The organism is Blautia sp. AM42-2 (assembly GCF_003480245.1).
In the GTDB taxonomy this organism is placed as follows: Bacteria; Bacillota; Clostridia; order Lachnospirales; family Lachnospiraceae; genus Fusicatenibacter; species Fusicatenibacter saccharivorans.
In genome coordinates, this window is record NZ_QUIM01000008.1 from 104,683 (window position 1) to 130,269 (window position 25,587).

At 43.9% G+C, this 25,587-nt stretch carries 22 protein-coding genes; 9 read left to right on the forward strand and 13 right to left on the reverse strand.

The annotated features are described in order from the left end of the window. Window positions 1–381: 381 nt before the first annotated feature. Both nagB and nagA read right to left on the reverse strand, forming a co-directional pair. Window positions 382–1,122, reverse strand: a complete 741-nt coding sequence (nagB, locus tag DW915_RS10490; RefSeq protein WP_055220957.1) for a glucosamine-6-phosphate deaminase — start codon at window positions 1,120–1,122, stop codon at window positions 382–384. A gap of 34 nt (window positions 1,123–1,156) precedes the next feature. Beyond that, window positions 1,157–2,266 (reverse strand): N-acetylglucosamine-6-phosphate deacetylase, encoded by a 1,110-nt coding sequence (gene nagA, locus DW915_RS10495; protein WP_055220960.1) that lies wholly within the window; start codon window positions 2,264–2,266, stop codon window positions 1,157–1,159. 242 nt (window positions 2,267–2,508) lie between these two features. Between nagA and DW915_RS10500 the strand changes: the two genes are divergently transcribed. Genes DW915_RS10500 through DW915_RS10515 form a run of 4 tightly spaced genes read left to right on the forward strand, consistent with a single transcriptional unit; the run spans window position 2,509 to window position 5,539 of the window. Beyond that, window positions 2,509–3,324 (forward strand): MurR/RpiR family transcriptional regulator, encoded by an 816-nt coding sequence (locus DW915_RS10500; RefSeq protein ID WP_118742090.1) that lies wholly within the window; start codon window positions 2,509–2,511, stop codon window positions 3,322–3,324. After that, a complete protein-coding gene (locus DW915_RS10505; RefSeq protein WP_118742091.1) occupies window positions 3,290–3,754 on the forward strand; it encodes a DUF2752 domain-containing protein in 465 nt (154 codons plus the stop codon). Before DW915_RS10500 ends, DW915_RS10505 begins: the two co-directional genes overlap by 35 nt. 15 nt (window positions 3,755–3,769) lie before the next feature. Continuing rightward, window positions 3,770–4,168, forward strand: a complete 399-nt coding sequence (locus DW915_RS10510) for a DUF4234 domain-containing protein (RefSeq protein WP_022462917.1) — start codon at window positions 3,770–3,772, stop codon at window positions 4,166–4,168. A gap of 18 nt (window positions 4,169–4,186) precedes the next feature. Beyond that, a complete protein-coding gene (locus DW915_RS10515; protein WP_118742092.1) occupies window positions 4,187–5,539 on the forward strand; it encodes an MATE family efflux transporter in 1,353 nt (450 codons plus the stop codon). A gap of 178 nt (window positions 5,540–5,717) precedes the next feature. Here the strand turns inward: DW915_RS10515 and DW915_RS10520 are convergent, their stop codons facing one another. Both DW915_RS10520 and DW915_RS10525 read right to left on the reverse strand, forming a co-directional pair. Continuing rightward, the gene (locus DW915_RS10520; RefSeq protein WP_022462915.1) at window positions 5,718–6,251 is read right to left on the reverse strand and encodes a cob(I)yrinic acid a,c-diamide adenosyltransferase; all 534 of its coding nucleotides are present in this window, start codon (window positions 6,249–6,251) and stop codon (window positions 5,718–5,720) included. A gap of 537 nt (window positions 6,252–6,788) precedes the next feature. Continuing rightward, window positions 6,789–8,504: an extracellular solute-binding protein gene (locus DW915_RS10525; protein ID WP_055222034.1), complete on the reverse strand. Its 1,716-nt coding sequence runs from the start codon at window positions 8,502–8,504 to the stop codon at window positions 6,789–6,791. A 302-nt stretch (window positions 8,505–8,806) separates the two neighbouring features. Between DW915_RS10525 and DW915_RS10530 the strand changes: the two genes are divergently transcribed. Continuing rightward, a complete protein-coding gene (locus DW915_RS10530) occupies window positions 8,807–9,604 on the forward strand; it encodes an MBL fold metallo-hydrolase (RefSeq protein WP_118742093.1) in 798 nt (265 codons plus the stop codon). A 368-nt stretch (window positions 9,605–9,972) separates the two neighbouring features. On the opposite strand, the gene DW915_RS10535 is transcribed toward DW915_RS10530, so the two are convergent. From DW915_RS10535 to tnpA, 5 genes are all read right to left on the reverse strand, one after another. Then, on the reverse strand, window positions 9,973–10,518 hold the full coding sequence (locus DW915_RS10535) for an NADH peroxidase (protein ID WP_022462914.1): 546 nt from the start codon (window positions 10,516–10,518) through the stop codon (window positions 9,973–9,975). Between the two features lie 170 nt (window positions 10,519–10,688). Beyond that, a complete protein-coding gene (locus DW915_RS10540; RefSeq protein WP_117814367.1) occupies window positions 10,689–11,087 on the reverse strand; it encodes a Fur family transcriptional regulator in 399 nt (132 codons plus the stop codon). Window positions 11,088–11,844: 757 nt separating this feature from the next. After that, a complete protein-coding gene (gene tnpC, locus DW915_RS10545; RefSeq protein ID WP_118742094.1) occupies window positions 11,845–13,461 on the reverse strand; it encodes an IS66 family transposase in 1,617 nt (538 codons plus the stop codon). A 142-nt stretch (window positions 13,462–13,603) separates the two neighbouring features. Continuing rightward, window positions 13,604–13,927 carry an IS66 family insertion sequence element accessory protein TnpB gene (tnpB, locus tag DW915_RS10550; RefSeq protein WP_330422684.1) on the reverse strand — a complete coding sequence of 108 codons (324 nt, stop codon included), beginning with the start codon at window positions 13,925–13,927 and terminating at the stop codon, window positions 13,604–13,606. A gap of 11 nt (window positions 13,928–13,938) precedes the next feature. Next, complete coding sequence (gene tnpA / locus DW915_RS10555; protein ID WP_243033818.1) at window positions 13,939–14,349, reverse strand: IS66 family insertion sequence element accessory protein TnpA; 411 nt, start codon at window positions 14,347–14,349, stop codon at window positions 13,939–13,941. Between the two features lie 494 nt (window positions 14,350–14,843). Between tnpA and DW915_RS10560 the strand changes: the two genes are divergently transcribed. Genes DW915_RS10560 through DW915_RS10570 form a run of 3 tightly spaced genes read left to right on the forward strand, consistent with a single transcriptional unit; the run spans window position 14,844 to window position 18,260 of the window. Continuing rightward, a complete protein-coding gene (locus DW915_RS10560; RefSeq protein WP_118742095.1) occupies window positions 14,844–16,589 on the forward strand; it encodes a DNA methyltransferase in 1,746 nt (581 codons plus the stop codon). Between the two features lie 2 nt (window positions 16,590–16,591). Next, entirely contained in the window at window positions 16,592–17,098 is a 507-nt protein-coding gene (locus DW915_RS10565) for a hypothetical protein (RefSeq protein WP_118742096.1), read from the forward strand. Further along, entirely contained in the window at window positions 17,088–18,260 is a 1,173-nt protein-coding gene (locus DW915_RS10570) for a DNA methyltransferase (RefSeq protein WP_158581053.1), read from the forward strand. The genes DW915_RS10565 and DW915_RS10570 overlap by 11 nt, the downstream gene beginning before the upstream one ends. A gap of 8 nt (window positions 18,261–18,268) precedes the next feature. Here the strand turns inward: DW915_RS10570 and DW915_RS10575 are convergent, their stop codons facing one another. Together DW915_RS10575 and DW915_RS10580 are read right to left on the reverse strand one after the other, a co-directional pair. Beyond that, on the reverse strand, window positions 18,269–19,225 hold the full coding sequence (locus DW915_RS10575; protein ID WP_118742098.1) for a hypothetical protein: 957 nt from the start codon (window positions 19,223–19,225) through the stop codon (window positions 18,269–18,271). A 5-nt stretch (window positions 19,226–19,230) separates the two neighbouring features. Next, the gene (locus tag DW915_RS10580) at window positions 19,231–19,458 is read right to left on the reverse strand and encodes a helix-turn-helix domain-containing protein (RefSeq protein WP_118742099.1); all 228 of its coding nucleotides are present in this window, start codon (window positions 19,456–19,458) and stop codon (window positions 19,231–19,233) included. A 424-nt stretch (window positions 19,459–19,882) separates the two neighbouring features. On the opposite strand from DW915_RS10580, the gene DW915_RS10585 reads away from it, so the two are divergent. Then, a complete protein-coding gene (locus DW915_RS10585; protein WP_055222028.1) occupies window positions 19,883–21,034 on the forward strand; it encodes an ROK family transcriptional regulator in 1,152 nt (383 codons plus the stop codon). 610 nt (window positions 21,035–21,644) lie between these two features. On the opposite strand, the gene rsmA is transcribed toward DW915_RS10585, so the two are convergent. Both rsmA and DW915_RS10595 read right to left on the reverse strand, forming a co-directional pair. Further along, entirely contained in the window at window positions 21,645–22,517 is an 873-nt protein-coding gene (gene rsmA, locus DW915_RS10590; RefSeq protein WP_022461748.1) for a 16S rRNA (adenine(1518)-N(6)/adenine(1519)-N(6))-dimethyltransferase RsmA, read from the reverse strand. Between the two features lie 15 nt (window positions 22,518–22,532). Further along, a complete protein-coding gene (locus tag DW915_RS10595) occupies window positions 22,533–25,427 on the reverse strand; it encodes a hypothetical protein (protein ID WP_118742100.1) in 2,895 nt (964 codons plus the stop codon). Between the last annotated feature and the right edge of the window lie 160 nt (window positions 25,428–25,587).

Genomic DNA, 25,587 nt, shown 5'->3' on the forward strand with positions numbered 1-25,587 from the left:
TGATACCACTTCTTTTCGTCCCTGCCTCACGGCAGAAACCTCTGCAGGTACATGTGCCATACCTCTCCGCTGTAACAGGCGGAACCTGTCGCAGCCTTACCGTTTCAGATTGTTGTTCTCACGGTTCGGTGCGCCTCTCGGAAGCCATGTTCGATCTGCCGCTCCTCCTCCCCTCTCAGCCTGCAAAACCGGAATGGTTTTCGGGGGTGTTCTCTGTAAATTCGCACATGCAGATGTACTCTCTTCGTCACTGTGTTTTGTTTTTATGCACTGGTTTTATGCTAACACATTTACATCAATTTGTAAACCGCAAAAAAGCCCGCCGTACGGGGATTTTTTTATATTCTCCCCATTCGGCGGACCTTTCATTCATCATAACAATTATCTGTGGTTTGCTTTGATCACAGACATTGCTGCTTCATCTGCTACAACTGTCAGATCGTTGTGAAGCTGCAGGATGGAAGCCGGAACCTGCGGAGTAACCGGTCCGTACAGAACTTTGTCGAGGATCTCTGCTTTTCCTTCGCCGCTGACGATCAGCAGAACTTTTCTTGCCTGCATGATGTTCTTGATTCCCATGGTGTATGCCTGGGTCGGAACATCCTCTACTTTTTCAAAGAAACGTTTATTTGCCTGAATGGTGCTCTCGGTCAGGTCAACGCAGTGTGTCTCTTTCTCGAATGCTGCGCCCGGCTCGTTGAATCCGATGTGGCCGTTGTTTCCAAGTCCAAGAAGCTGCAGGTCAATGCCGCCGACGCTGCGGATGGTTTCGTTGTATGCTGCACATGCTTTTTCGCTGTCCGGCTCCAGTCCGTTCGGAACGAAGGTGCGCTCTTTGTTGATGTTGACATGATTGAACAGGTTGGTGTTCATGAAGTAACGATAGCTCTGATCATTCTCCGGAGAGAGTCCTTTGTACTCGTCCAGGTTTACGCTGGTGACATTTGCGAAATCAAGGTCGCCTTTGTTGTACCACTCAACGAGCTGTTTGTAAGCGCCGACCGGGGTAGATCCGGTTGCAAGGCCGAGCACTGCGTGTGGTTTCATGATCACCTGCGCGGAGATGATGTTTGCTGCTTTTCTGCTCATATCATTGTAATCTTTTGCTTCAATTAATAACATTTGTTTTTCCTCCAAATTTCTTCTATATAATAAATTACATAATAACCTGTTTCAGGTTCAGTTCGTCGTCCACCAGAAGTACATGCGCTTTTTTGCCCGGTGCAATGGATCCTACTTCATCGTAGATACCGATGCTCTGTGCCGGATTTCTTGTTGCCGCAAAAATGGCATCTGCCAGCGGAATATCAAACGAAACTGCTTTTCTCATGCAGTCGTACAGGTTCGTAGCGGAACCCGCGATCGTCTCGCCGTCAGTCAGTGTTGCTTTTCCGTCTTTCATCCAGACAGCCTGTCCCCCGAGAGAATACGTTCCGTTCGGCATTCCCGTTGCCATCATGGAATCGCTGATGAGAACCATACGCTCACTTCCCATCATGGAGAAGGTCGCGCGGACAACCGCACCGTGAATGTGATAGCCGTCACAGATCAGCTCCATGCGGCACTCCGGATCGTCGAATGCGGCGCCGATGACACCAGGGTTACGGTGTGCGAACGGCGGCATGGCGTTGTACAGATGGGTGACATGGTGTGCTCCTGCTTTCATGGCAGCCAGCGCGGTGTCATAATCTGCTGTCGTATGGCCGATGGAAACCATGACTTCATCGGAAACCTCTTTGATAAATTCCAGTGAGCCAGGCATATTCGGGGCCAGGGTTACGAGACGGATTTTTCCGCCGCTCGCCGCATTGCATGCGCGGAAGAACTCAGCGTTCGGAGCCACGATGTTCTCCTCTGCCTGTGCGCCTTTTTTGATCGGATCGATGAACGGTCCTTCCATGTTGACGCCGGCGATCACTTCTGCTTCCGGCTCATCTTTGATTGCTTCGATGGTTCCGAAGATTTTCAGCAGATCGTCTTTTGGCAGTGTCATGGATGTCGGGCAGTAAGAGGTGATGCCGTGCGCTTTCTCGTAGCGCAGGATCTCTTTTAAACCTTCCACGTCTCCGTCTGAAAAATCATGTCCGGCAGCGCCGTGGCTGTGTACGTCAACCAGTCCCGGCAGAACCATCATGCCTTTCGCATCGATCACTTCCTGATCGATCACTTCTTCTTTTGTGGAAACGAAACGTTTTCCTTCTATATAAAGATCTTTTTCCGCAAACGTTCCGTCTTCCTGAAATACACGTCCGTTTTTGATAATCATTGTCTTGCCTTCTTTCTTTGATCTGTTCTGATTATAATTTATGTTGATTTTATTTTCAACTATTTTTATATTTTAGAAATTACTTTCACGCCATTAAAGTTCTTTCCATTTTTCCGCCCGCTTTCCCGTGCAATTCACACACAATTGAAAGTTGATTCACCACTCTGCCTGTGATACAATAAAGCAAGAACTGATCTGAATTTTTTTCAGATATTTACAGATACCAGGAGGACTTACGTTCCATGGAACACTTTGAAAAATCGATTATTCCTGTCATTGAGTCTGTCTATCCCTCGTTCACTCCCCTGGAACGGACGGTAGCAGATTTTTTTATTCATAATACCGACGAGTCGGATCTGTCCGCGCGCCACGTTTCGGAACTGCTCTATGTTTCGGAGGCTTCGCTCTCCCGCTTTGCGAAAAAATGCGGCTACACGGGCTACCGCGAATTTGTCTACCGTTACCAGGAAGGTCTGAACGCCGCACTGCCTGGCACGGACGATCACATCAAACAGGTGCTGAATACGTATCAGGAGCTGCTGAATAAAAGCTACTCGCTCGCCGACCGCGCGCAGATTGACCACATCTGCCATATTCTCACTTCGAAGCGTCGGGTGTATGTCTACGGTCTTGGAAGCTCCGGACTTTCCGCCCAGGAAATGAAGCTGCGTTTTATGCTTGCAGGCGTGGATATTGAAGCAATTACCGACATTCACATCATGAAAATGAATGCCGTTCTGCTCAATGAGAGCTGCGCTGCAATCGGCATTACCGTCAGTGGACAGACACCGGAGGTGCTGCGTGCGCTCGGAGCCGCAAAGGAAAAGGGAGCCTCTACCATTCTCTTTACTTCCCGCAGCTCCAGCGATTACGATGCCTTCTGCGATGAAGTCCTGCTGCTTGCGGTCAAAGAGCATCTGAAAAACGGCGGCGCAATCTCTCCGCAGTTCCCGATTCTCGTTATGATCGACGTTCTGTACTCGCATTTTCTCACGACCGACAGCGAGCGCAAGGAGGCTTTATATGAATACGCCGTTACCAAACTCCATGAAACGTGATCCCGGCCGCGGCAGCGCGTATCTTTCTTTTCTGAGGAAACGCTGCCGCGATTTCTTTTTCTTCTGCCTGCTCCTCGGCGTTTACGTCGCCTTCATCACCCTCACAGGCATCGGCTGTCCGATCCGTTTTTTCATAGGCATTTCCTGCCCGGGCTGCGGAATGAGCCGCGCGGTACTGTTAATGCTCTCCAGTCATTTTCAGGCGGCGTTTCGGATGCATCCGCTTGTCTATGCCGTGCTGCCCGCAGGTGTCTGGCTCTTCTTCGGGCCGGAACAGACGGCGGGACTTCGGCGTTTTAAAAAGGGGATCATTACGGTGCTTGTCGTGCTGCTTCTCGCCGTTTATGCCTGGCGCATTTATTACCACGACCCGCTCCTTTCTATTGACCCCTCTCTCGGGCGCGTGCTACAATGGTTCTATCTTAATTAAAGGGGGTATTTACAAATGAATGTAAAAGACAACCGCAGTTTCTGGTTCTATCTTCTGCTCACATTTCTGACGTGCGGACTCTACTCGATCTACTTCTGGTATGTTTATGTGGAAGACCTGAACACCATCTTTTACGGTGACGGCGAAGACAGCCCGAACTACATTATTGTGCTGCTTCTGTCCTGGGTTACCTGTGGAATTTACGGCGTTTACTGGCGTTACAAACAGGCAAACCGCATGTACCGCGAATCCTACGACCGCTACGGTGTGATGATTGAGGAAAACGGTTCCGCCATTCTTCTGTGGACGCTACTCGGCTACCTGACCGGCGGAATCGGCCAACTCGTTGCCGACTATTTCATGATTCAGAACCTGAATAAGACGGCACTCGTTTATAATTCACGTGCATATTAAGCAGGGGAGGCGTTTTTTATGGCAACATCTATGGTAAAGGGAAATCCGGTAAAGCTGATGCTCTCGTTTGCCTTTCCGCTTCTCATCGGAAATCTGCTGCAGCAGACATATAACATCATCGATGCGGCGATTGTCGGCCAGGCACTTGGCCCGGAGGCGCTCGCCAGCGTCGGTGCAAGCAGTAGTGTACAGTTTCTGGTGCTCGGCTTCTGTATGGGAAGCTGCACGGGATTCAGTGTTCCGGTTGCCAAGTATTTCGGCGCCGGAAAGCTTGATAAAATGCGCGATTATATTTTTAATGGTGCTGCACTTGCTGTCCTGATTGCGGCTATTCTGACCACACTCTGCAGTTTACTCTGTGCACCGATTCTGCACCTGCTGTCGGTTCCGTCCGATATCTTCGCGGATGCCTACGCATATCAGCTTGTGATTTTCCTCGGGATTCCGTTTTCGATTCTGTACAATTATCTTTCCAGCATCCTGCGTGCCGTCGGGGACAGCCGCACGCCGTTTCTGTTTCTGGCATTTTCGGCAATCCTGAATATTTTCCTCGACCTGTTCTGTATTATCATTCTGCATCTGGGGTGCGCAGGCGCGGCGATTGCGACGATTTCCGCCCAGGCGATCAGCGGACTCTTATGTCTGTTTTTTATTTCCCGTAAGGTAAAGCTCCTGCTTCCGACAAAGGAAAACCGCACTCTGCGAAAGGATGCCGCGCAGGAACTCCTCGCAATGGGCATTCCGACGGGACTGCAGTTTTCGATCACGGCGATCGGCAGTATGGTAATGCAGTCAGCGAATAATGGGCTTGGCAGTGTTTATGTTTCGGCGTTCACAGCTGCCATGAAAATCAAACAGTTTATGATGTGTCCGTTTGATGCGATCAGTACCGCGGCTTCCGTCTTCTGCAGTCAGAATCTCGGAGCCGGCCAGTCAAAGCGAATCCGTCAGGGACTCCGCCAGGGTGTGCTTGTCGGTGTCGGCTATGGTGCGTTTGCAGGTGTCATCATGATTCTGTTCGGACGGCCGCTGACAAAGCTCTTTATTGTCAGCTCTGCTTTCGAAGCAATCAACGCTTCGGCAAAATATCTGCGCTGCCTCGGATTTTTCTACTGGATGCTTGGTATTTTGAATGTCTGCCGTATGGTAACGCAGGGACTTGGCTACTCGGGAAGAGCCGTTTTCTCCGGCGTAATGGAGATGCTGGCACGAACGATTGTCTGCCTGGGATTTGTCGGTGCGTTTGGCTTCACCGCAATCTGCTTTGCGGATCAGGCTGCGTGGCTCGCCGCCTGCTGCTATATCGCACCGACATGTCTGTACTGCGTGAAGAAATCCACGAAAATGATTGCGGATCGCGGTGCGAAATAATAACGTTATTTTCTGTCTTACAGCGCCTTCCAGATACTTCTCAGGTTATCGCGGCAATCACCAGAAACTTGTTCCATCACAGATTTTGGTTCATTGCCGCAAAATCAAGAAAAAGATACTGTTCTGCATGGAATCACCTTCCCCGCAAAACAGTATCTTTTTTCTTGTTTTTTCAGCGTTACCGCTCGATTCCATCTCTTGCCGCAAGACCCTTGTCAAACGGATGCTTGATTTTTTTCAGCTCCGAAACATAGTCCGCCCGCTCAATCAGCGCCTCCGACGGTCCCTGCCCGGTCAGAATCACTTCCAGCTTCTCCGGCTTGTGGTCCAGAAAATCCAGAAGGAGCTGCTCATCAAACAGTTTGCTTCCAATCGTATAAACCAGCTCGTCCAGAAACAGTACATCGTATTCTTCCTGAACTGCTTTTTCTGTCACTTTCTGAAACTGCTCTTCATAATACCGTTTCTGCTCTGCCTTCTCCTCCGGTGTCATCAGAAACGAAAACTTTATCTTGTCCTGCCCCGGCACAAACGTCACATTCGGCGACAGTAAGAGCACCTTCCGCTCGCTCGTGCTGTTATCTTTCATAAACTGATAAATCAAAACACGGTATCCATACCCTGCCGCACGCGTGCAGAGTCCCATACCACAAGTCGTCTTTCCTTTTCCATCCCCACAGTAGATGTGGACACAGCCTGTCTGTTTTTCCATATTGAAATCCCTTTCTTTTTTACTATCCATATCTCATATGTAACGAGGAGTGTGATACTTAACCACACTCCTCTAAGAACATCTTTTGTAAAGAGTTTTCTGCTGGTTGTCAGCCTCGGTATCCAGTTAAGATACCTTTAACGGCATGGAAATCATTAAGTCCCCCACGTGGACTATAACTTACTCCAAGCTGTCAGACTCAATGTCTTATTAAAGGACCTAAATAGATGGAAATTTATCCTGCTCCATCTGCAGTCCAACTTTTAACGATGCTCTTACATCGAGAACATTTCTGTTCTTACCTAATTATACTCACTTCAAGTAAAAAATCAACCAGGCTATCATAATCGCGGACTAAAGCTGATTACAGTTCACTGGTATACAGCGACTTGTATGTAAAATTCGTACCTGTTCTATACGTAAATTTAGCTTGCAGTGTCAACTTCATTGCTGCATAGAAGTTTGGCGTTTTTATTGCAATCATTAACGTTTTCAACTACTCTATTCTTCCCAGTATAGCCGGGAAATTTAGATTTTTCATTTATCAGTATTCACAAGTTTCGTAGCAAGAAATTCAGTAACAGCCTTCTCTGTATCCGCCAGACCATTTTCTTCCAGTTCGTTTACCAGGTTGTCCCAATTTGCGTCAAATTCCTCTTCCGTACCCGAAACACATTTTACCAGCCCTGGCCAACTAATATCCGAAATTGTATTCTGCTGCTCGGTCAGTTCCTGTGGCTGCTGATATGCCCAGAGTGCAGAATATGGAAGAAGCTCAAATTCTTCTGGCTGCGGAAACATATCTGTCAGCATTTCGATTCCCATTGCCTCGCATCCGGCTTTTTCCGCTTCGTTATAATTTGCAATCACAGATTCTTTCGTCGTTGGAGTATACGGGAATCCGTCCTCAGTATAAGAACCTGCTCCATAGATTGGAAATCCAGTATAGTTATCAATACCTGTGTTCTTATGATAGTCTGGATCTGACTGTGCTTTGGCAACTTCTTCATCGGTACGATACGGCTTTCCATTTTCGTCCAGGAAATAATTTTCTCCTTCAATTCCCCAATGATATAAAATCTGTCCTTCATCTGAGCACAGATAATCCATGAATTTGATTGCACGAACTGGGTCCTCACAGCTTTTTGTAATTGCCATTCCATATCCGACCGTTGTTCCCTGATACAAAAGAGCTTTGCAGACCTGATCCTCTCTTAAGGTTACCGGCAGTCCAACATATGTCTGATCTACTTTTCCATCAGCCATCAATGCTGTTTCACACTGACTATAGTGCCATTCTGAATCTGTCAAGGCAACAACACGGCCGCTGGCAACCTTTGCAATATAGTCATCATCCGTCTGTGTTGCAAAATTCGGATCCAGAATTCCTTCATTGTACATACGGCATAACCATCTAAAATACTCTTTTTCTTCCGGCGTAACCGTTTTTAAATGTACTGTATAGTCATCATCAATCAGCCACTGTCCATTATCCGGCGCTGCATCTGCGATAAAGCCTGCCGGGTTACTCAGTGTAATCAGCCAATGCCAGTCTGCTGCACTCATAGTAATTCCAATCATATCCAAACCATCTTCTGTCTTTGGATGAGCTGCCAAATAGCTCTTGATCATTTTTTCATATTCATCTATTGTTTTTGGATATTTGTAATCATTCTCTTTCAGTGCAGCCCACTGGATCTGGCAGGTTCCTCCTGTTGTCAGTGTTTTCTGATTTACACCCGCATAAGAAAGCTGATAAATTCCCGGATCATCTTTACTCCACTGTAATTTTTCCAGCTCATCTCCGTACATTTTTTTTATATTAGGTCCATATTTTTCAATCAGATCTGTCATATCAATTAAGGCACCGGCTGCATACAGATCCGTTGCATTCGATTTTGCATAAATCAAATCCGGATATTCATCATTTGCAATCATCAACGCAACATCCTCTTTTGCATCTCCTTGCGATGCAACCGGATAGCTGACATCCAACGTAACACCTGTCGCCTCTGTGATCGCTTTTGCTACCGGATTATCCCAATTTCCATTTTTGCCGTCTGCATTGAAATATTCAAATGTGACTGGTGTCTTATCATCACTTTCGTCTGCTTCTGTAGTCTCCGTTTCAGTTTCTGACGACCCGGAAATTACACTTGAACTGCTTTTACTGCTACTGTCTGAACCGCAGCCTGTAAGCATTCCTGCGATCATAGTGCCCGTTAGCATCACTGATATTATTTTTCGTTTCATAAAAACCTCCTTTAAAACCCTGTCTGATATTAGACAATAAGAATTCTCCCTTTTTAATTTGCAAATTTCAGTTTCTACAAACTCATATGATTTTGAATAATCTCAGTATATCAAATATGCTTTTTGTTTTATATGATATTTTTGATCTTGTTTTTATATTTTTTTGTGTTTTTTGACACATACACATTTTCTATACTGTGTTTTTATAAATTTATTCCTATGTTTTTGCTGTTTTTCAACAACTTTTCAACTAATTTCTATGCTATACTTAGATTTAAAGCAAAAAGAATGGGGGTTCTACTATGCAATTTAAAACTGAAAAAATTTCAGAACACATTACAAGAATTCATGGATTCTGCACAGAATTTATGTATCTAATTGAAGGCAGCAAAGCAGCTGTCCTAATCGACACTGGATGCGGATTCTATAGTTTAAAAAACTGTATCCATAACCTGACTAACAAGCCATTAAAAGTCCTGATAACCCACGGTCATGTAGATCACGCCATGGGCGCCAATGAATTTGAAGAAATTTATCTGAATCATAAGGATAAATCCGTATATCAGCTTCATTCTGAAAAAGGCTTCCGTCTGGAAGGCGCGAAAGGATTGTGTCCTGAAAAAGGGCTTATCAAAGAAACAGATATGATACCATCTGCTCCATTTGAAAAATTTCATAATCTGCAGGAAGGTGATGTTTTTGAGCTTGGTGGAATTCATGTTGTTATTTATGAATTACCCGGTCATACCCTGGGCAGTGTTGTCATGCTGATTCCGGAAGAGCGGACAATTCTTCTCGGTGATGCCTGCAATCCATTTTTATTCCTGTTTGACAAATTTTCCACAGGACTTGCTTCCTATGAAAAAAATTTACGAGCGCTACAGAAAAAAATTGCCGGAAAATATGACCGAGTCCTGATCTCACATGGAAATGGAGATTCCAAGCCAACCACTTTAGAAGATGTGCTCAAAGTATGTCAGGATATTCGTTCTGGAAATGTTACGGATCGCAATTTTGTTTTTTCTGGTGAAACACATCCTCTCGCAGATAATGGAACTTATACCTTTATCTGCTATGACAAAAAACGAATAGAAGAATAAAATCAGATTACTCTATTATGTTTTTTCAACACTGTTCAATATACAACTGTCTCAATAATTGATGTGTATTAGCTGATAAGCTGTGAATAAATCATAAAAATCCCAGCTTATCAGCTTTTCTTTACTTAATGTCCCATGCACTGTATTATTTCCGGCATTAAATCGGTATTATTTGCCGACATTTTGTGTTGCAAATATCCTGTTCACACTGCTCTCCATTTAAAATTAAAAGCACATTTTCTTCCTTGGGATTTATCAAAAAGACAGCTGTACACGAAAAAGACATAGGAAATGCAGAAAAAACGCACAAAAAGAGAGAACAGATTTCTCCATTCTCTCTTCAATAAATTTATTTTACTAAAAAGTTTTTATTTACCGAAATATCTAGCCAGCAGACCAGCGAATGCTTTTCCGTGTCTAGCTTCGTCTCTTGCCATCTCATGCACGGTGTCATGGATTGCATCGAGATTCAGGGCTTTGGCACGTTTTGCAAGATCTGTTTTGCCAGCGGTTGCTCCGTTCTCTGCCTCTACACGCATCTGCAGATTTTTCTTGGTGCTGTCGGTTACGACTTCGCCGAGAAGCTCTGCGAATTTTGCTGCGTGCTCTGCTTCTTCGTAAGCTGCTTTTTCATAGTACAGACCTACTTCCGGATATCCCTCGCGGAATGCTACTCTGGACATTGCCAGGTACATACCAACCTCAGAGCACTCGCCCTCGAAATTGGCTCTCAGGTCTTTTTTGATATCTTCCGGAACATCGGATGCTACGCCAACTACATGCTCTGCTGCCCAGGTCAGATCCTCGCCCTGCTCGATAAATTTCTCTTTCGGTGCTTTACAGATCGGACAGACTTCCGGTGCTTCTGCTCCTTCATAAACATATCCACATACGCTGCATACAAATTTTTTCATAGTCTTTCTTTCCTTTCTTTTTGTTGTGTATTTAATTTTATCATTTCCAATTTTGTGGTTTATAACAGTTTTTTATTTTTGATATTAGTAACTGTTACTGATATTACTTTAACATAAGCTTCCCTTTTTGTCAATGCCTATTTTTAATTTTTTCTTTCTTCCTGGGGATGCTATACGTTCCCCGGGTGATTTCTGCAGTTCTCGCAGATGCCGTAAAAATTCACAGAGTAATCTTCGATCGTACCTCTGAAATTTTCCGCTGCTACGTTCTTGATTTCGCTGATGTCACGCATTGTAAGGTCTGTCACGCAGTGACATTTTCTGCAAATGAAATGGTGATGCGTGGAAGTATCTCCATCGAACCGGTCCGGGCCATCTCCTGTTGTAAGACGCTTGATCTCTCCTAATTCAGAAAGAAGAGACAGGTTCCGGTATACTGTGCCAAGACTGATATTGGGAAATTCTTTCCGTACATCGGTATAGAGCATATCTGCGGTCGGGTGATCCTTTCGCCCCTGAAGGCAGACTTTGATGCTTTCTCTTTGTCTGCTATACTTGAGTGTTGACATAGTTTTTTTCCTTTCGTGTCTTTCGATAACAGTAATTGTTATTATATTTATACTATAAGGCTGCTTCTCGCAAAAGTCAAGAAAAAGATCACTACCCTGTCTACACAGATTTCCGTCTGTCCCAAGATCAAAAATTTCCCAAAAACGAGGAGTGCCCAGGAACCTCTCGGCGCCTGGGCTATTATTATGAAAAAATCTTAATTGTGTAGTGATTGCATACACGCTGTTCCTTTGGAACTGAGATAACTATACCAATCAATTATGAACAAATTATGAATATCCAGTAAATCTTCTGTGAATTTGCATATTTTTTCTATTTTTTTTCATATTTTTTTGTGTATTCATAACACATCTATCTTCAATTACATATTTTACCATCTACTCTATAAACAAAATCAATTTTGTTTGTTCATATCATTAACTACAAATTTTCACTGTCACTTCTATATTGAATATTCTTGTGCGATATAAAAATGTTAAAAAAGGCAATGGAGCAAATTCTCCAAGTTATAACTATATATATGCCAAAATAACATGCTACATTCCGATATCATTGCAAACATATATACGATCCAAATCACATCTCCAAATATGCCGCTATAAGCACATTACATATCTGTAGCAAAAGAACCAAAACGCATTCTTTAAATTATTTTAAATCTCCAAAGGTAACTCATTTATAGTAAGCGCCAAATAATAATGCGGTTAGATACAAGATTACTCCAGCCCTTTACGAGTTGGAGTAATTCACTATAATTCACATGCGATTTTTGATAGATTGGAGTTTTTCACTCCAAGGTGCCAGTTCCGCCAGCTGTTCATCGGTCATATTTTTACTCGGTCGGTTCTCCAGCAGAAATTTAAGATATCCGTAGATGTTCAGCCCATGTGCTTTGGCCATCTCAACCATTGTGTAGACTACTGCGCTGGCATTCGCTCCGTCCACGGAACTGCTGAACAGCCAGTTTTTTCGCCCCACTGCGAACGGACGGATCGCATTCTCACTGAGATTATTGGTAAAGCTGCACCGCCCGTCTTCCAGATAGGTTTCCGCTATATCACGCCTGTTGAGAACATAATTCACGGCTTTATCCAGCCGGGTATTCCGGACGGGCTTTTGCTGGTCAAGCCACGACCAGAAAGCCTCCAGAACAGGTTTTTCCTTCTTGAGACGCAGTTGTTTCCGCTTTTCATAATTACCGGGATACTTTTTGTTAATGGAGTCTTCCATGGCAAACAACCGATTGCAGTACTGGACTCCCTGTACTGCAGGCTGGCTGTAGTCATACTGCTTCCCTTTTGGAACAGCATCGATAAAGTATCGGCGGATATGTGCCCAACAGGAGCAGCGCCTGATCCCAGGCAGACTGTTATAACCCTGATAGCCGTCCGTTTCCAGATATCCGCTGTAGCCTTCCAGAAACTCCTTTGCATGGCTGCCGCTCCTGGTCGGGGAATAGCCATACAGGATGATCTCCGCAAGTCCGTCCTCACCGCTTCGGAACAGCCACATGAATGACTGGGTCTGTGCCCTGCGTCCTTCCTCTTTCAATACCTGGACCCGCGTCTCATCTGCCATCGCAAAACTACGTTTCAGCAGCTCCCGATGAAAGTAATCGTACATTGGCTGAAAATAGTTCTTTGAACAGTAGATGATCCAGTTTGCAAGGGTCGTCCGGCTGATCTGCACCCCATACTGCTTCCAGTCCTTTTCCTGCCGGTAAAGTGGAAGCCCGTTGGCATACTTCTGGTACATAGTCCATGCAGCTGCAGATGCTGATGCAGGTCCTTTTCCAAGCAGAGCTGGCGGAACCTGAGACTTTACGATCACAGGCTTTTCTGTATCGCCGAGTCCTTCCTTGCAGGAGGGGCATCCATAGCTCTGGCTGTAGTATTCGATCACTTTACAGGTGGCAGGAATGAATTCCAGTTCCCGGCGGACATATTCCTCGCCGATCAGGACCATCTGCGTACCACATACCGGACAGATCTGGTCCTCTTCCGGAAGTGGGACCACTACTTTTTCAACTTTCAGGCCTTTGAAGAGTTCCTCATGTGCTGCCTTCTTTTTACGGGTATGCTCCCGGATTACCGTTTCGCCTTCCAACAGGGATGGATCCTGTTCCACTTCTGCTTCATCGAAGAGATTCTGCTGTCCCGGAATATCATCAGATCTTCTCTCGCTGGAGGGACCAAAGAGTTTTTTTGTCAGATAATCTACCTGTTCCTGAAGAGCTTTCTCATGACTGGTTTTTTCGTCAATAATAAGACGGAGAGCTTTGATCAGTTCCGTCTGCTCCGCTATCATTGTTTTCAGTTGTGATACGGTATCTTTCAGCTCTCGAAGCTGGATATCTTTTGCACTGGAAGCCATCGTTTCTCTCCTCGGATTTGATTCCTTTATTATACCAGAAAGGGGGCTTTTACTAAAGGAAAACAACGCCTGAAAAATGCCGGATTTACAAGGGATTTCCGGATTTTTCTATGCAGGATTTCTGCCAGGATCCGCGAGCTTTTTATTCTGCTTTGAGGGCTTTTGGCTGGTCAATATCAATCCCGGACATCAGCCAGTCAAACTCCCGCCAGGAAAGATTCCGGACCTCTGACTGCTTTCTGGGCCATTGATAACCGCCGCGGACAGACAATCGCTTATAGATCAGAACGAAGCCATCCGGTTCGCGGAACAAGGCTTTCATCCTGTCCCGTCTTCTTCCACAGAAAAGGAAGAGAGCACTGGACGACGGATCCATCTTAAGCTGGTCTTCGATAACGGTGCAGAGTCCGTCAATAGATTTCCTCATATCCGTGTAGCCACAGACAATGTAGATCTTCTCAAGTATGGAAACATCACCTAACGTGAAAACTCCTGAAGCATGCGAAAAGTCCTGGTGAGCAGAACAGGATCCGCATCATTTCTGATGCGGACTGTGATATCCTTCATAGAAACTTCAATCGTATGTGAATTGTCAAGGTTCGAATTTAGCATCTGCGATGCGGTATGCTGTTCCGGAATGTGATCCGGAACAATGTCAATGGGAACCACGTCCTGTTTCGGGCGTGGAACCTCAAGATGACCATAATTCGCCGCTTGGATCTGATCCGCTGCTGTTTTCCGACAACGGCTGACCCAGTTGTAAAAGGTGCTTACTGCAATGTCGTTTTCACGACACCAGTCAGCATCTGTCATGCCGCTCTGACGGCATTCATTGATAAGTCTGATCTGTTCCACCATCGGAACGCTGGTCTTGCGAGTACCTGCCATAACCTATCCTCCATAATTGTAGTGAAATAATCTAAGTATCTATCAGCTGCAATTATAGGGGAAATCTAAGGATTTGAAAATCCGTAGGAATACTTGGCGCTTACCATTTATAAGAGTGTTTCTATCCGCTCTTATTAAATTAACATTTTCAACATCATTCAAAGATAATGTTTTAATCTGAAAAAATCCACCATTATTTAAAATAATTAAGGATATGATTGCCAAATTATAAATGATAGAATTCTCATCTAAAACCCAACTACATATTGCCGTAAAAAGAAAACTCCCAAAATTCATATTGCAGAATAATTTATTAAAAATAAGTACAATGCAGTACAGAAGATATTACTAAAAACCTTATGGCAAAGACTGTTTATAAAAACGAAATAATCGTTCAAAATAATTACAGAATAAGATATATATTCATCTTGAAATGAATGCAATGCTATGCTATCATATGATAGCATAGCATTGCTAACTATACGAGGTGAATTATGAACTTTATTAAAGAATTACGGTTAAGTATTAATTTTAGTCAAATAGCATTTGCAGACTTATTGGGCGTCTCTGTTGCTTCTTTGCGAAGGTGGGAAGCTGGAGATACCAATCCATCACAACTTGCTTCAGAACGTATTAACCATGTTAAGGCATACATTGAAAAAGGAAATTTGGAGCAATTGTTTAATGAACGCAAAGAAAAAATGATTGATACAATCAAAGAAGCTCCATATCGCGATTTTACATTTAATGGAGAAAACCATAAAATTCAATATATGCCTTACGTTTTTAATGGCCCTAAAGATCAAATTGATTTTTATAATCATTTAATTTCTATGCAAGAGAAGAAAATATGTAATCAGACCTGGGAACAGTATTCTAGGAAGCTTTCAATTGTTCAAAAAGCAGATAATATTAGTACCGAACAATATTTGTTAGAGCATCCGAAAGAAAATGCAAAAAGTTGGAGTGCTGATTCGGGAGCGCATGGATGGCATCGATATGTTGGAAGATTTCCTGCACAATTAGTTCGAGCTATTTGTAATTTTTTTGATTTGAGTGAAAATGATCTTTTATTAGACCCGTTCTGTGGAAGCGGAACAACACTGGTAGAAGCAAGACTTTTAGGGATACCCGCTTTAGGCATTGAAATATCACCATTATCTGCCATGATCTCTCGCGTAAAAAGTGGATTTGATGTAGATACTAGTAACATAGAAAAGCATATAACAAGTTTGGGCAAATTCTATCAGGAAAAATACGAAGGTTTTCTTAACGGAAAGGATATTCATAAATATACATATGAAGAAATCATTGCACGTGATGGAAACTCAATTACTTCATTTTCAAACTATGATAAATGGTTTACAAAAGAAGCATTATTAGGTGTTTCTATTGTTGTAGAATATATCTTAAAAGTTAAAAACAACAAATATATTAGTGAATTGATTGCAACAGCTCTTTCTGCGAAAATGCGAAGCATTGGCAATGTTGATGTTGATGTAGTTCGTGCAGAGTATAGAAAAACGCCTAGGGAAAATGTAGATGTTTTAAAGCTAGTCATTTCACATCTAAGAAAAATGATTAGATCAATAAAAGAAATGAATGTTTCTCATAACTCAACAATAAAAAATGCCGATACAATTAATGTAATAGAAAGCAGTTGCCTTTCTGCAGATATTGCAGACAATAGTATATCAGCAGTAATAACCTCTCCTCCATACGGTGTTGAATCACTAAGCTATTTGAGAACACATTTGTTGTCGTTTAGAGCACTGGAACCATTACTTGGCGTTGATCCATATAATTTTAGTCAAGACGTTATAGGATCCGAATATCTTCTTGAAGCAAATTTTGATATAAACACACTTAAAGTTATTAAAAAAAGCCCTGAATGCGCGAGATTCTTTACTAAATTATTATCAAAAGAAGAAATAAAAGGAACGAGAAATCGCGCACTAATGATGTTAAAATTCTTCGAAGATATGGACAATCTTGTAATAAAATTTTCTCACTGGCTAAAGGTTGGTGGAAAAGTTGCTTTTGTTATTGGAAACAAAAAGATTAGTGATTCTATTATTCCTACAGACAAAATTATTACTGAAATTTTTGAAGCAAATGGTTTTACATATATTTCTGAAATTGCACATAAATTAAAAACAAATAATAGTAACTCAAAAGTTCCCTGGCAGGATAGAATTATTGAAAATGAGTTTGTAATTTTTTACGAAAAGAGGATGTAATAGTGACAGAAACATTTATTCATATAGCAATGAGAAAATATCTAAAGAAAGAGGGATGGACATTAGTTGCTGGCGAATATCCAGGCGGTTCAGATGATGAATTATTTGTATTGAGTATTATGAACCCCATAGTAGCAAAAGATAATAGTCCAGATCCTCGAAGACATAGTGAAGGTGAAATAATACCTGATTTGTTTGCATATAAAAATGGATTCATGTTAGTCATTGAAGCCAAACCCCAATATGACATTGGCGATAGAGAAAAATTGAAGGATTTGTTTTTAAACAAAAGGGGATTACTACAAAAATCCTTAAAAAATTTTTGTAAGAATCATCATTTATTAAAACAGATAAACTTGGATAACCTTATATATATTCCTGTTTTGGCTTTTGGCAATGAAAACTACGAAATATTTCCGGAAGAAATAGGTTTTGCACATATCTATGTCAAAAATCTCAAAGAATGCAAAATAATATATTTTGGGGAGAGCGGAGAAAGTGAAATCTAAAAAAGAACTAATAAATGAAATAAATGAAATAGGCTGGGAATTCAAAAATTCTGACACCCAATATCTTAGCCATAATATTCATAGATATTCCGGAAAATTTATTCCACAAATAGCACATTCAGCAATTGAATTGTTAACAAGTCCCGGTGACGTTGTATTGGATCCATATTTAGGTTCAGGTACAACTGCATTAGAAGCAATGCTTCTTGGACGAAAATGTATTGGTGTAGACTTAAATCCCTTAGCAATACTGATATCTCAAGTAAAAAACACAGTACTCTCTAAAGAGAAATTGTCTGTTTTTCAACAAAAATTACTTTCGTCGATAGCACATTTAGAAGATGGCCAACTTTCTATAATGACTCTTAGTGATGACGTATATAAAGGGAAATTGCAAAAACCCGAAGAAAGCGATAGATATCATACAGAATGGAATAAAAAGTGGTATCAAGATCATGTCTTGAAGCAATTAATAATGATTTATGATATAATAGATCAAATTCCAGAAATTGAATTGCAACGTATTGCAAAAGTTGCTTTTAGTGATATATTAAGAAAGTCTAGTAATGCAAGCAGTAGATACCCTAATGTGATGTTTGATAAGAATCACAAAACAAAAGCCTTACCGCTAAAAAGCTTTACAGATTCATTTAACGATGTCATTAATAAATTGATTAACTTGTCAACAGCACTCGGTAATTCTCTTTATTACCCTGGAAGAATTATTTTAGGCAATAACACGAAGCTTCTGTTGGATAATGATTCTGTTGATGCAATTGTAACACATCCGCCTTATATTGCCGCTGTTCCTTATGCCGAATATGGCTGTTTGAGTTTAGACTGGTTGGGATATAATAGTCGAGAACTCGATGCTGAATTAACTGGTGGAAAAAGACACAGAAAAGATGTCGTAATCAGATTTGAATATGATTATAATCTAATGATTAAAGAAGCTTTTCGCGTATTAAAACATGCAAAATTTGCATTTTTTATGGTAGGCAATCCTACCGCAAATGGTAGCGTAGTTGATCTGCATGAAATGACCATCCGCCTCGCACTACAGAATGGATTTGAATATCTTTGTACTGCAGAACGAAGCGGAGTTAACCGTCGTGGAAACAATATGGGAATAGAAACTTTAGAATTTTTTTATAAGCCTTGATCAATATATCACAATTTTTCTTGCCATATGAATTCATCACGGAATAAAATAGCATCACAAAAAGTTTTGTACATCCGATATGTTTTACTAGTTCTCTGTTGTTCAAACCACGATGAACTATCAATATTAGCAAATTCAAGTACAACAATATTAGATTCATCGCCGTACAAAGTTTTATATAATGCAGCCATTCCAACGTAAGGATCCGATCGAATATACGTCATTCCTATGTGATATAATACAACACTTTGAATTGACCGTGGCAATTGTAAATTCAATCCGTAACGGTTACAGAAGGAAGAAACCGAAATAATTTCAAGAGACTCTGGCGGATAATTATATTGGCCAGGGTTTCTAATTTCCTTTCTAGCAAATGCCTCTTGTTCGCGATATTGTTCTGCTTGGAATGCAGAATTTTTTATGTATTGAGATAATCCATTTTGGCCAAATCTATCATAATAACTAAAAAACAAATTCAAGTACTGCTTTATACGGTTATCTTTAGCAGGTGTTTTTAAAACTTCACAGTCTCTATCAACTGGCCAGTTTATCGTTGTAACTGCAGTATTATACAATTCGGACGCTTTCTTTAAAGAATAAAACAATCGAAGATTCATATATCTAGGGCCAGCTGTATTTCCACCATGTTTATAAGCCATATAAGGTCCAAAGTAAACAATAGGAATATTTGCTTCTGCCGCAGCAAGGAGACGACCATATCTTTGGCCAACATTATGACCACTAGGAACTTCTACAGTTCTCTCTAATACAAAGATTACATTATTTTCATCTTTTAAAATAATATCCGGTCTATCGTACTTTAAGACCTCATCTAATCCGCAACTCATTATTTCCGCTTTTTTCGATGGAATCACTTCAAGCTCAGCATTTTCAAAGTGAGGATCCAATTCTTGGAACCATATTCCTTCTTGAAGATCATCACAATAAATTGTAAAATCAGCCATACTAGTTACACCTCATTTCTTTCGTCTGTTTTTTGAAGTAGCATATAGGGCTCTATTTCAAGTGCCACAGCTATGTTATAAATATTTTCAAGAGACACATTACGTTGACCACGTTCAATATCACTAATATAAGTTCTGTGCAGATTTGCTTTCTCTGCTAATGCTTCTTGTGATAATTTGAGTTTCATGCGATAAAAACGTACATTTGAAGAAAAAACTTCAATAATATTCATAGCCATCACCACCCTAATATTCTATTAAAAAAATTATATACAGTCTGTAGACTATAAGTCTACAGACTATGAGTGTTATTTTATAATAGTTTTATTATACTGATAATTCATTATACGTAAAATGCATTTAAAAAATCCTTTCATTACTCTATATAATGACTCTGTTATAGTTGACGAAGCGTTTTTCAGTAGCGAATTATTAGCGGTATATGGTACAATGATAATTGAATTATTTTAGAAATGCAAAAATGTGCTCAAAACTCAAAGAGATAACTTAGGGCCAATACGGCATAGTACAATGTTTTAGGAGGAATTATATGCTGACAAGAATATTATTTATTTTCCATATAAATATGTACTGTTTCGTCACACACGCAAATATCTCAAGTATCTACAGCTTATGCGGCAGAATGGAGGATTTTTTATGAGTACCGGAAATCAGGAATATATACGAGACATGAACCGCGCCCTGGTTCTCGAGGCAATCGCCAACCATCCGCCGCTTTCCCGCGCAGATCTGGCGAAAATGCTGCATCTGACAAAAGCAACTGTATCCACCATCGTCCAGGAACTGCTCGACCGCCAGCTCGTCATAGAACTCGGCAGTGCCGAAAAAACTTCCATGGGTCGAAAACCGATTCTGCTTACTTTTAATAATCGCTGCGGTTCCATCATCGCCGTCGATCTCGGCGTAAAAAAGATCACCATTCTCACCGGAGATCTGAAGGGAAAATCATGTACTGTAAAAGAATACCCGATTGATCCATCCCTCTCCCTGGAGGAATACCTGATTTCCCTCCTCCACAAAACCAAATCCGACCTCCCCAAGACACCGTGCGGCCTCGTCGGAATCTCCATCGGAATCTACGGCGTCGTCTGCGACGACCTCGTTTTATTCACACCCTACTACGATCTGAAACACTCCAACCTGAAAAACTACCTCGAAGAAGAATTTCAGGTCCCTGTCATCGTAGAAAACGAAGCCAACCTCTCCGTCATCGGCGAAGCCGCCTGCGCAGAGCACTTTAAAAATATGATCTTCCTGAACATCCACGAAGGCGTCGGCATGGGAATCCTCATTGACGGCGAACTCTACACCGGCCAAAACGGCTACGCCGGCGAATTCGGCCACACCATCCTCTTCCCCGATGGCCGGCCCTGCCCCTGCGGCAACCACGGCTGCCTCGAACAGTACATCTCCGAAGCCGCCGTCCTGAACGATTTCGCCGCCGCTGAAGGCCTAGAAAACGTCTCCGTCGAACGCTTCATCCAGTATTACCAGGAAGGCAGCCCCAACGCCCGCAAAGTAATGCAGGATTTCACCCACTACATCGGAATCAGCCTGAACACGGTTCTCCACACCTTCAACCCGGACGTCATCGTCATCAACAGCTCCTTCACCAACTACATCCCGGGTCTGATCGACGAAATCACCTCCGGAATCCAGAACCGCCTCCGCTGGTACCTCCACGTCCTCCCGGCTCACCTGCAGGATGTCTCCGTCCTCATGGGCGGAATCAGCCTCTGCTCCCGAAACTTCCTCGGAATTTCCACCTTTAAGCTGCTGGACCTGTAACCTATAGCAAGACCCGAAAATAATGCAAAAAAGGCAGTGCTGCAGAGCGCGAATTGCAAGGAACAGATTTGAAGGCGTACCGGGGTACGACGAAAATCTGTGACGCAGTAATTCACGCTCTGCGGTGCTGAATTTTTTGCATTATTTTCGGGGATTGCTATAGAAACATGAATTGCGAACACAACTCAGAAATAAGTCCCTGTTCAGAGCCCCATCTCGATTCCGCTGCGCTGCATCTTGATGTGGCTTCTCGCCATATGAAATTTCAGAAAAAAGTGCTCATTCATGCAAGCATGATTCGCAATTTGTTCTGAAATTTCGCATGGCTCTGAATAGTCACAATTTGTTCATGATTTTTTTACAACATGAACACGCTTTCAACATAATTTACCCGTATACTAAAAGCATAAATAATGAATGCCAACATTATTTACACAATTTTCTTTTTCATATTGCCGATTAGAAAATCGGCTCTCCTTCCTTTAAAAATAAAAATGAAAGAAAGCACTGTTTCGCCAACGGTGCTTTTTTTCATGCCCTTTTCCCCCGCTTTTCCACCGCTGCCATGCGCATCACGCAAGGGCGGACGAGCGGCGGCGAGGCGTCCCCTCTATTTACACAATTCATCCGTCAACCGCGCAAACTCCTGTAAATTCAATGCCTCCCCACGAATCGTAAGCGGCCAGCCGCAGGCTGTGATTGCAGCCTCAATCTCCTCTTTCGAAAAATGCAGCAGCTCCGAATTTTTCAGTCCGTTCGCCAGCGTCTTCCGTCTCTGATTAAACGACGCCCGAATAATGGAGAACATCAACTTCTCATCCTTCGTCTCCACCGGCATCACCTCATGACGCGTCAACCGGATCACCGCACTTCCAACCTTCGGCCGCGGCATAAAACAGTTCGGCGGCACATTCGCCACAATATACGGCTCCGCATAATACTGCACCGCCAGCGACAGCGCCCCGTAATCCTTCGATCCCGGCCCCGTCTGCATCCGATCCGCAACCTCCTTCTGAACCATAACCGTAATCGAATCCACCGGCACATGATTCTCAAATAATCCCATAATAATCGGCGTCGTAATATAATACGGAAGATTCGCCACAACCTTGATCGGCCGTCCGTTGTTCTTCTCCTTCGCCAGCGCCGCCAGATCCACCTTCAAAACATCATTGTTGATAACCTCAACATTATCATAATCCGACAGCGTATCCTCCAGAATCGGGATCAGATTCTTGTCAATTTCCACCGCACACACACTCCGCGCAGCATACGCAAGATACTGCGTCAGCGTACCGATACCAGGTCCGATTTCCACAACAAAATCGTCCGGTCCGATACCTGCAGCGGCTACAATCTTATCCAGCACATGTGGATCGATCAGAAAATTCTGACCATACTTTTTCTGAAATACAAAGCCGTACTTCTGCAGTACGGCTATTGTATTCTGCGGCTCCCCGAGCCACGGTTTTACTTTCTCCATAAATTCTCCATGTATTTAGAACTCAAAGTCTTTCTCGTAAAGAATCACGCGGTCGTCCGCATCGGTATGCTTTCTGGACATGCGTCTTCCGAATTTACGGGTTCCCTTTTCTGCATGGGCGATGGCACGATCCACCATATCTTTGACCTGTGAAATCGTCATCGGCTCGCCCTCCTTCTGATTGTTGCCAATCTGTGTATACAGAGCAAGCACACCCATCTCGTCCATCTTGTATCCATTCTCACGCGCATACGTGCGGGCAAACGTAACCAGCTCGTCGTTCGTGAAAACAGGAATCGAAATGACCGTCTCAAACTTCTTCGCAAAATCAGGGTAATTCCGCAGAAGACCTCTCATGCTGACCTTCTCATCCTCGATGATCAGAACCAGACTGTCGGTACGGAAATCCATTGCCTGCGACAGCTTCTCGATCGTCTCCGGGTACATCAGACCGGCACGCTCGATCAGGAGGAAACCTCCCGCCAGCTTTGAAACAATCTGCGCACAGTCCTTTTTGTTCAGAACAGATGCATCCAGACGGGCCATCTTCGTTGCCGGAAGTTTTAAGTCAGCACAGATTGCACGGACGAGATCCTCCGACAGCTTCGTTTTTCCAGTACCGTATCCGCCCATAATGGCAATGTTTCCATGACGGGAAGTACGGTCGCCTGCGTAATGATAAACACCATGCATTGCATCCAGAATCTGGATATCCATGCCTGGAACTTTCGCAAAGTAAGTAAACAGCGCTTTCTGCTCATCACTCAGCTTATCCGGCTGGGTGTCGTTCAGGATGCGGAGTCTTGCCTCCTCCGGCGTCTCCTCGCGGAGCACCTCTTCAATCGATTTCGCAACAGTTCCTTCCGGAATGTTGTCGCGGATCAGCTGAACGGTGGCATCCGTTGTTTTTTCGATGCTCATGTTGATCGTCGCATCGGATACGCGCTCACGCTTTGGCTCGGTCGGAACTTCGATTTCGATTTCCTCCGGGGTAATCTCGATCGGCTGGGTTCCTGCCGGCTCAAACGGATCGGCTGGCTCAGTCTCGGCCGGGGTTTCCGGCTCTGTTTCGCTTTCCGGCTCATCAGCAGGTTCTGCTTCCGCAGTTTCCGGCTCGTCCGGCAGTTCGATTTCCGATGCTTTTTCAGCTTCCTGCACTTCTGCGTTCAGCGCTGCCTGAAGCTCACTAAAATCGATGGTCGGCCGTGTCTCCTCTGCCGGTTTCAGATCCGGGATGACAACCGTTGCATCCATGGACGGCGTCTCCGCCGGTTCTACGGTTTCCTCAATTTCGGCTTCCGCCTGAGCCTTCTCGGCTGCTTCTGTTTCAGCTTCCACTGCTGGTTCTGTAACTTCTGCTTCTTCGATTTCAGCCTCGGCTGCCGGTTCTATAATCTCTTCGATCTCAGCTTCATCCATCGGCTCTGCAGCTTCTTCGGTTTCAGCCTCATCCGCCGGTTCTGTGATCTCTTCGGTTTCCGCTTCATCTGCCGGTTCTGCTGCTTCTTCCGGCTCAGCTTCCGCCTGCGGCTCCTCTGCCGCTTCCCGTGCCTCTGCCTCGGACTCCGGATCCATCGGCTGCTCTGCGGTTTCGGCTTCTGCTGCCGGTTCCACTGGCTCTTCTGCTTCTTCCTCCGCAACTTCCTCCGACAGGTTTGCTGCGGTCTCCTGGAACAGTGCTTCAAGGTCCGGCTCTTCGTATTTCTTCTCCGGCTTCGGTGCTTTCGGCATTACCGGCTCGGCTTTTTCCTTCGGTTTTGGCCGCGGTCTTGTCTTGATCGTCGTGTTGGCATCCGGGGATACCTCTACGTTTACATCAAGCTGCTCCGGCTCCAGATCTTTTACTTCGTACTGTACCGGCTCTTCGCTTGTCTCTTCCTCGACTGCCGTCTCTTCCTGTTTCTTTCCGCGGAAGGAGAAGACATCGCGGATGCTCTTTGCAAGCTCTGCGTGAAGATCGATCGTATTTCCAAGGTACGTCGGCGTGCTGTCTGCATACGCCTGCTCTTCCGGAATCTCCTCGATCGGCTCCTCTGTCTGCTGCAGTGCTTCGTACTCCTGCACCTGCTCTGCATCTGCCTCGGCCTGCTGTGTTTTCTCATATGCTTCGTACGGCGAACCGGCTTCTTTTTCTTCTTCACCGGCCACATACTGGCTCATCACACCGCCGTTTACCGGTTTTACTTCCGGCGTCTCTGCCGGCTCTTTCGTCGCAGCCATTTCACCGGCTCCGCTCTCTCCGGCTAACCGCACTTTAAGTGCTTCCGGATCCTCGGACGGCTCTTCATTCTTTTTGTAGTCAAAACGATGCTCGTATTTGATCTGCTGGGACGGTGACAGCGGCTCGTACTTCATTTTCAGATCCATTGCCTTTGTTACATATTTGCCCTCGCTGAACCACAGGATCAGCTCATCACAGGCATCGATGCATTTCTGCGTCTCTCCGGCTTTGCTGTAAAGGTTTGCCAGTTCATATGCCCATCTCTCGGTAAATTCCCGCTCTTTGTATTCCTCCAGAAGGGAAATCTGCTCCTCAAGCGGCGCTTTCTGTCCTCTTAAAATCTTGTATTTCAGCAGATACCGGGAATTATCGTGACGTGCGACTGCTTCAAACTCGTTGTAAAAGTCAATCGCCTCATCAAAGTCTTTCATTTTTACGGAGACCTCTACCAGGCGATACAGAATGCCCTTTCCGATGGAGGAACGGTCATACGCCATCAGCAGAATCTTCTTCGCCTCCGGATATCGTTTGTTCGCCTCATAGACATCCGCTACCATGCCGAGCGTGCGCAGACTCTTGACACGCCGCCAGTCAACGGCTTCTACAACTGCAAGTGCCCCCTCATAGTCCTCTTTTTTTACCAGACTGTTCAGCTCTTCCAGCCGGCTTTGATATTCAGCTTTATCCAATCTTTTCACCTCAATACATTTCAGATTGTTTTAGTTCATAGACACGAACAGTGTACCACACTCCCCGTAGAATGTCAAAAGAATGCCTGTTTTGCAGGCATTTTTCGGGATGCAAATCCTTCCAGCGGGCATCAAAAAAGAACACCCGCCCCTCCGGTTT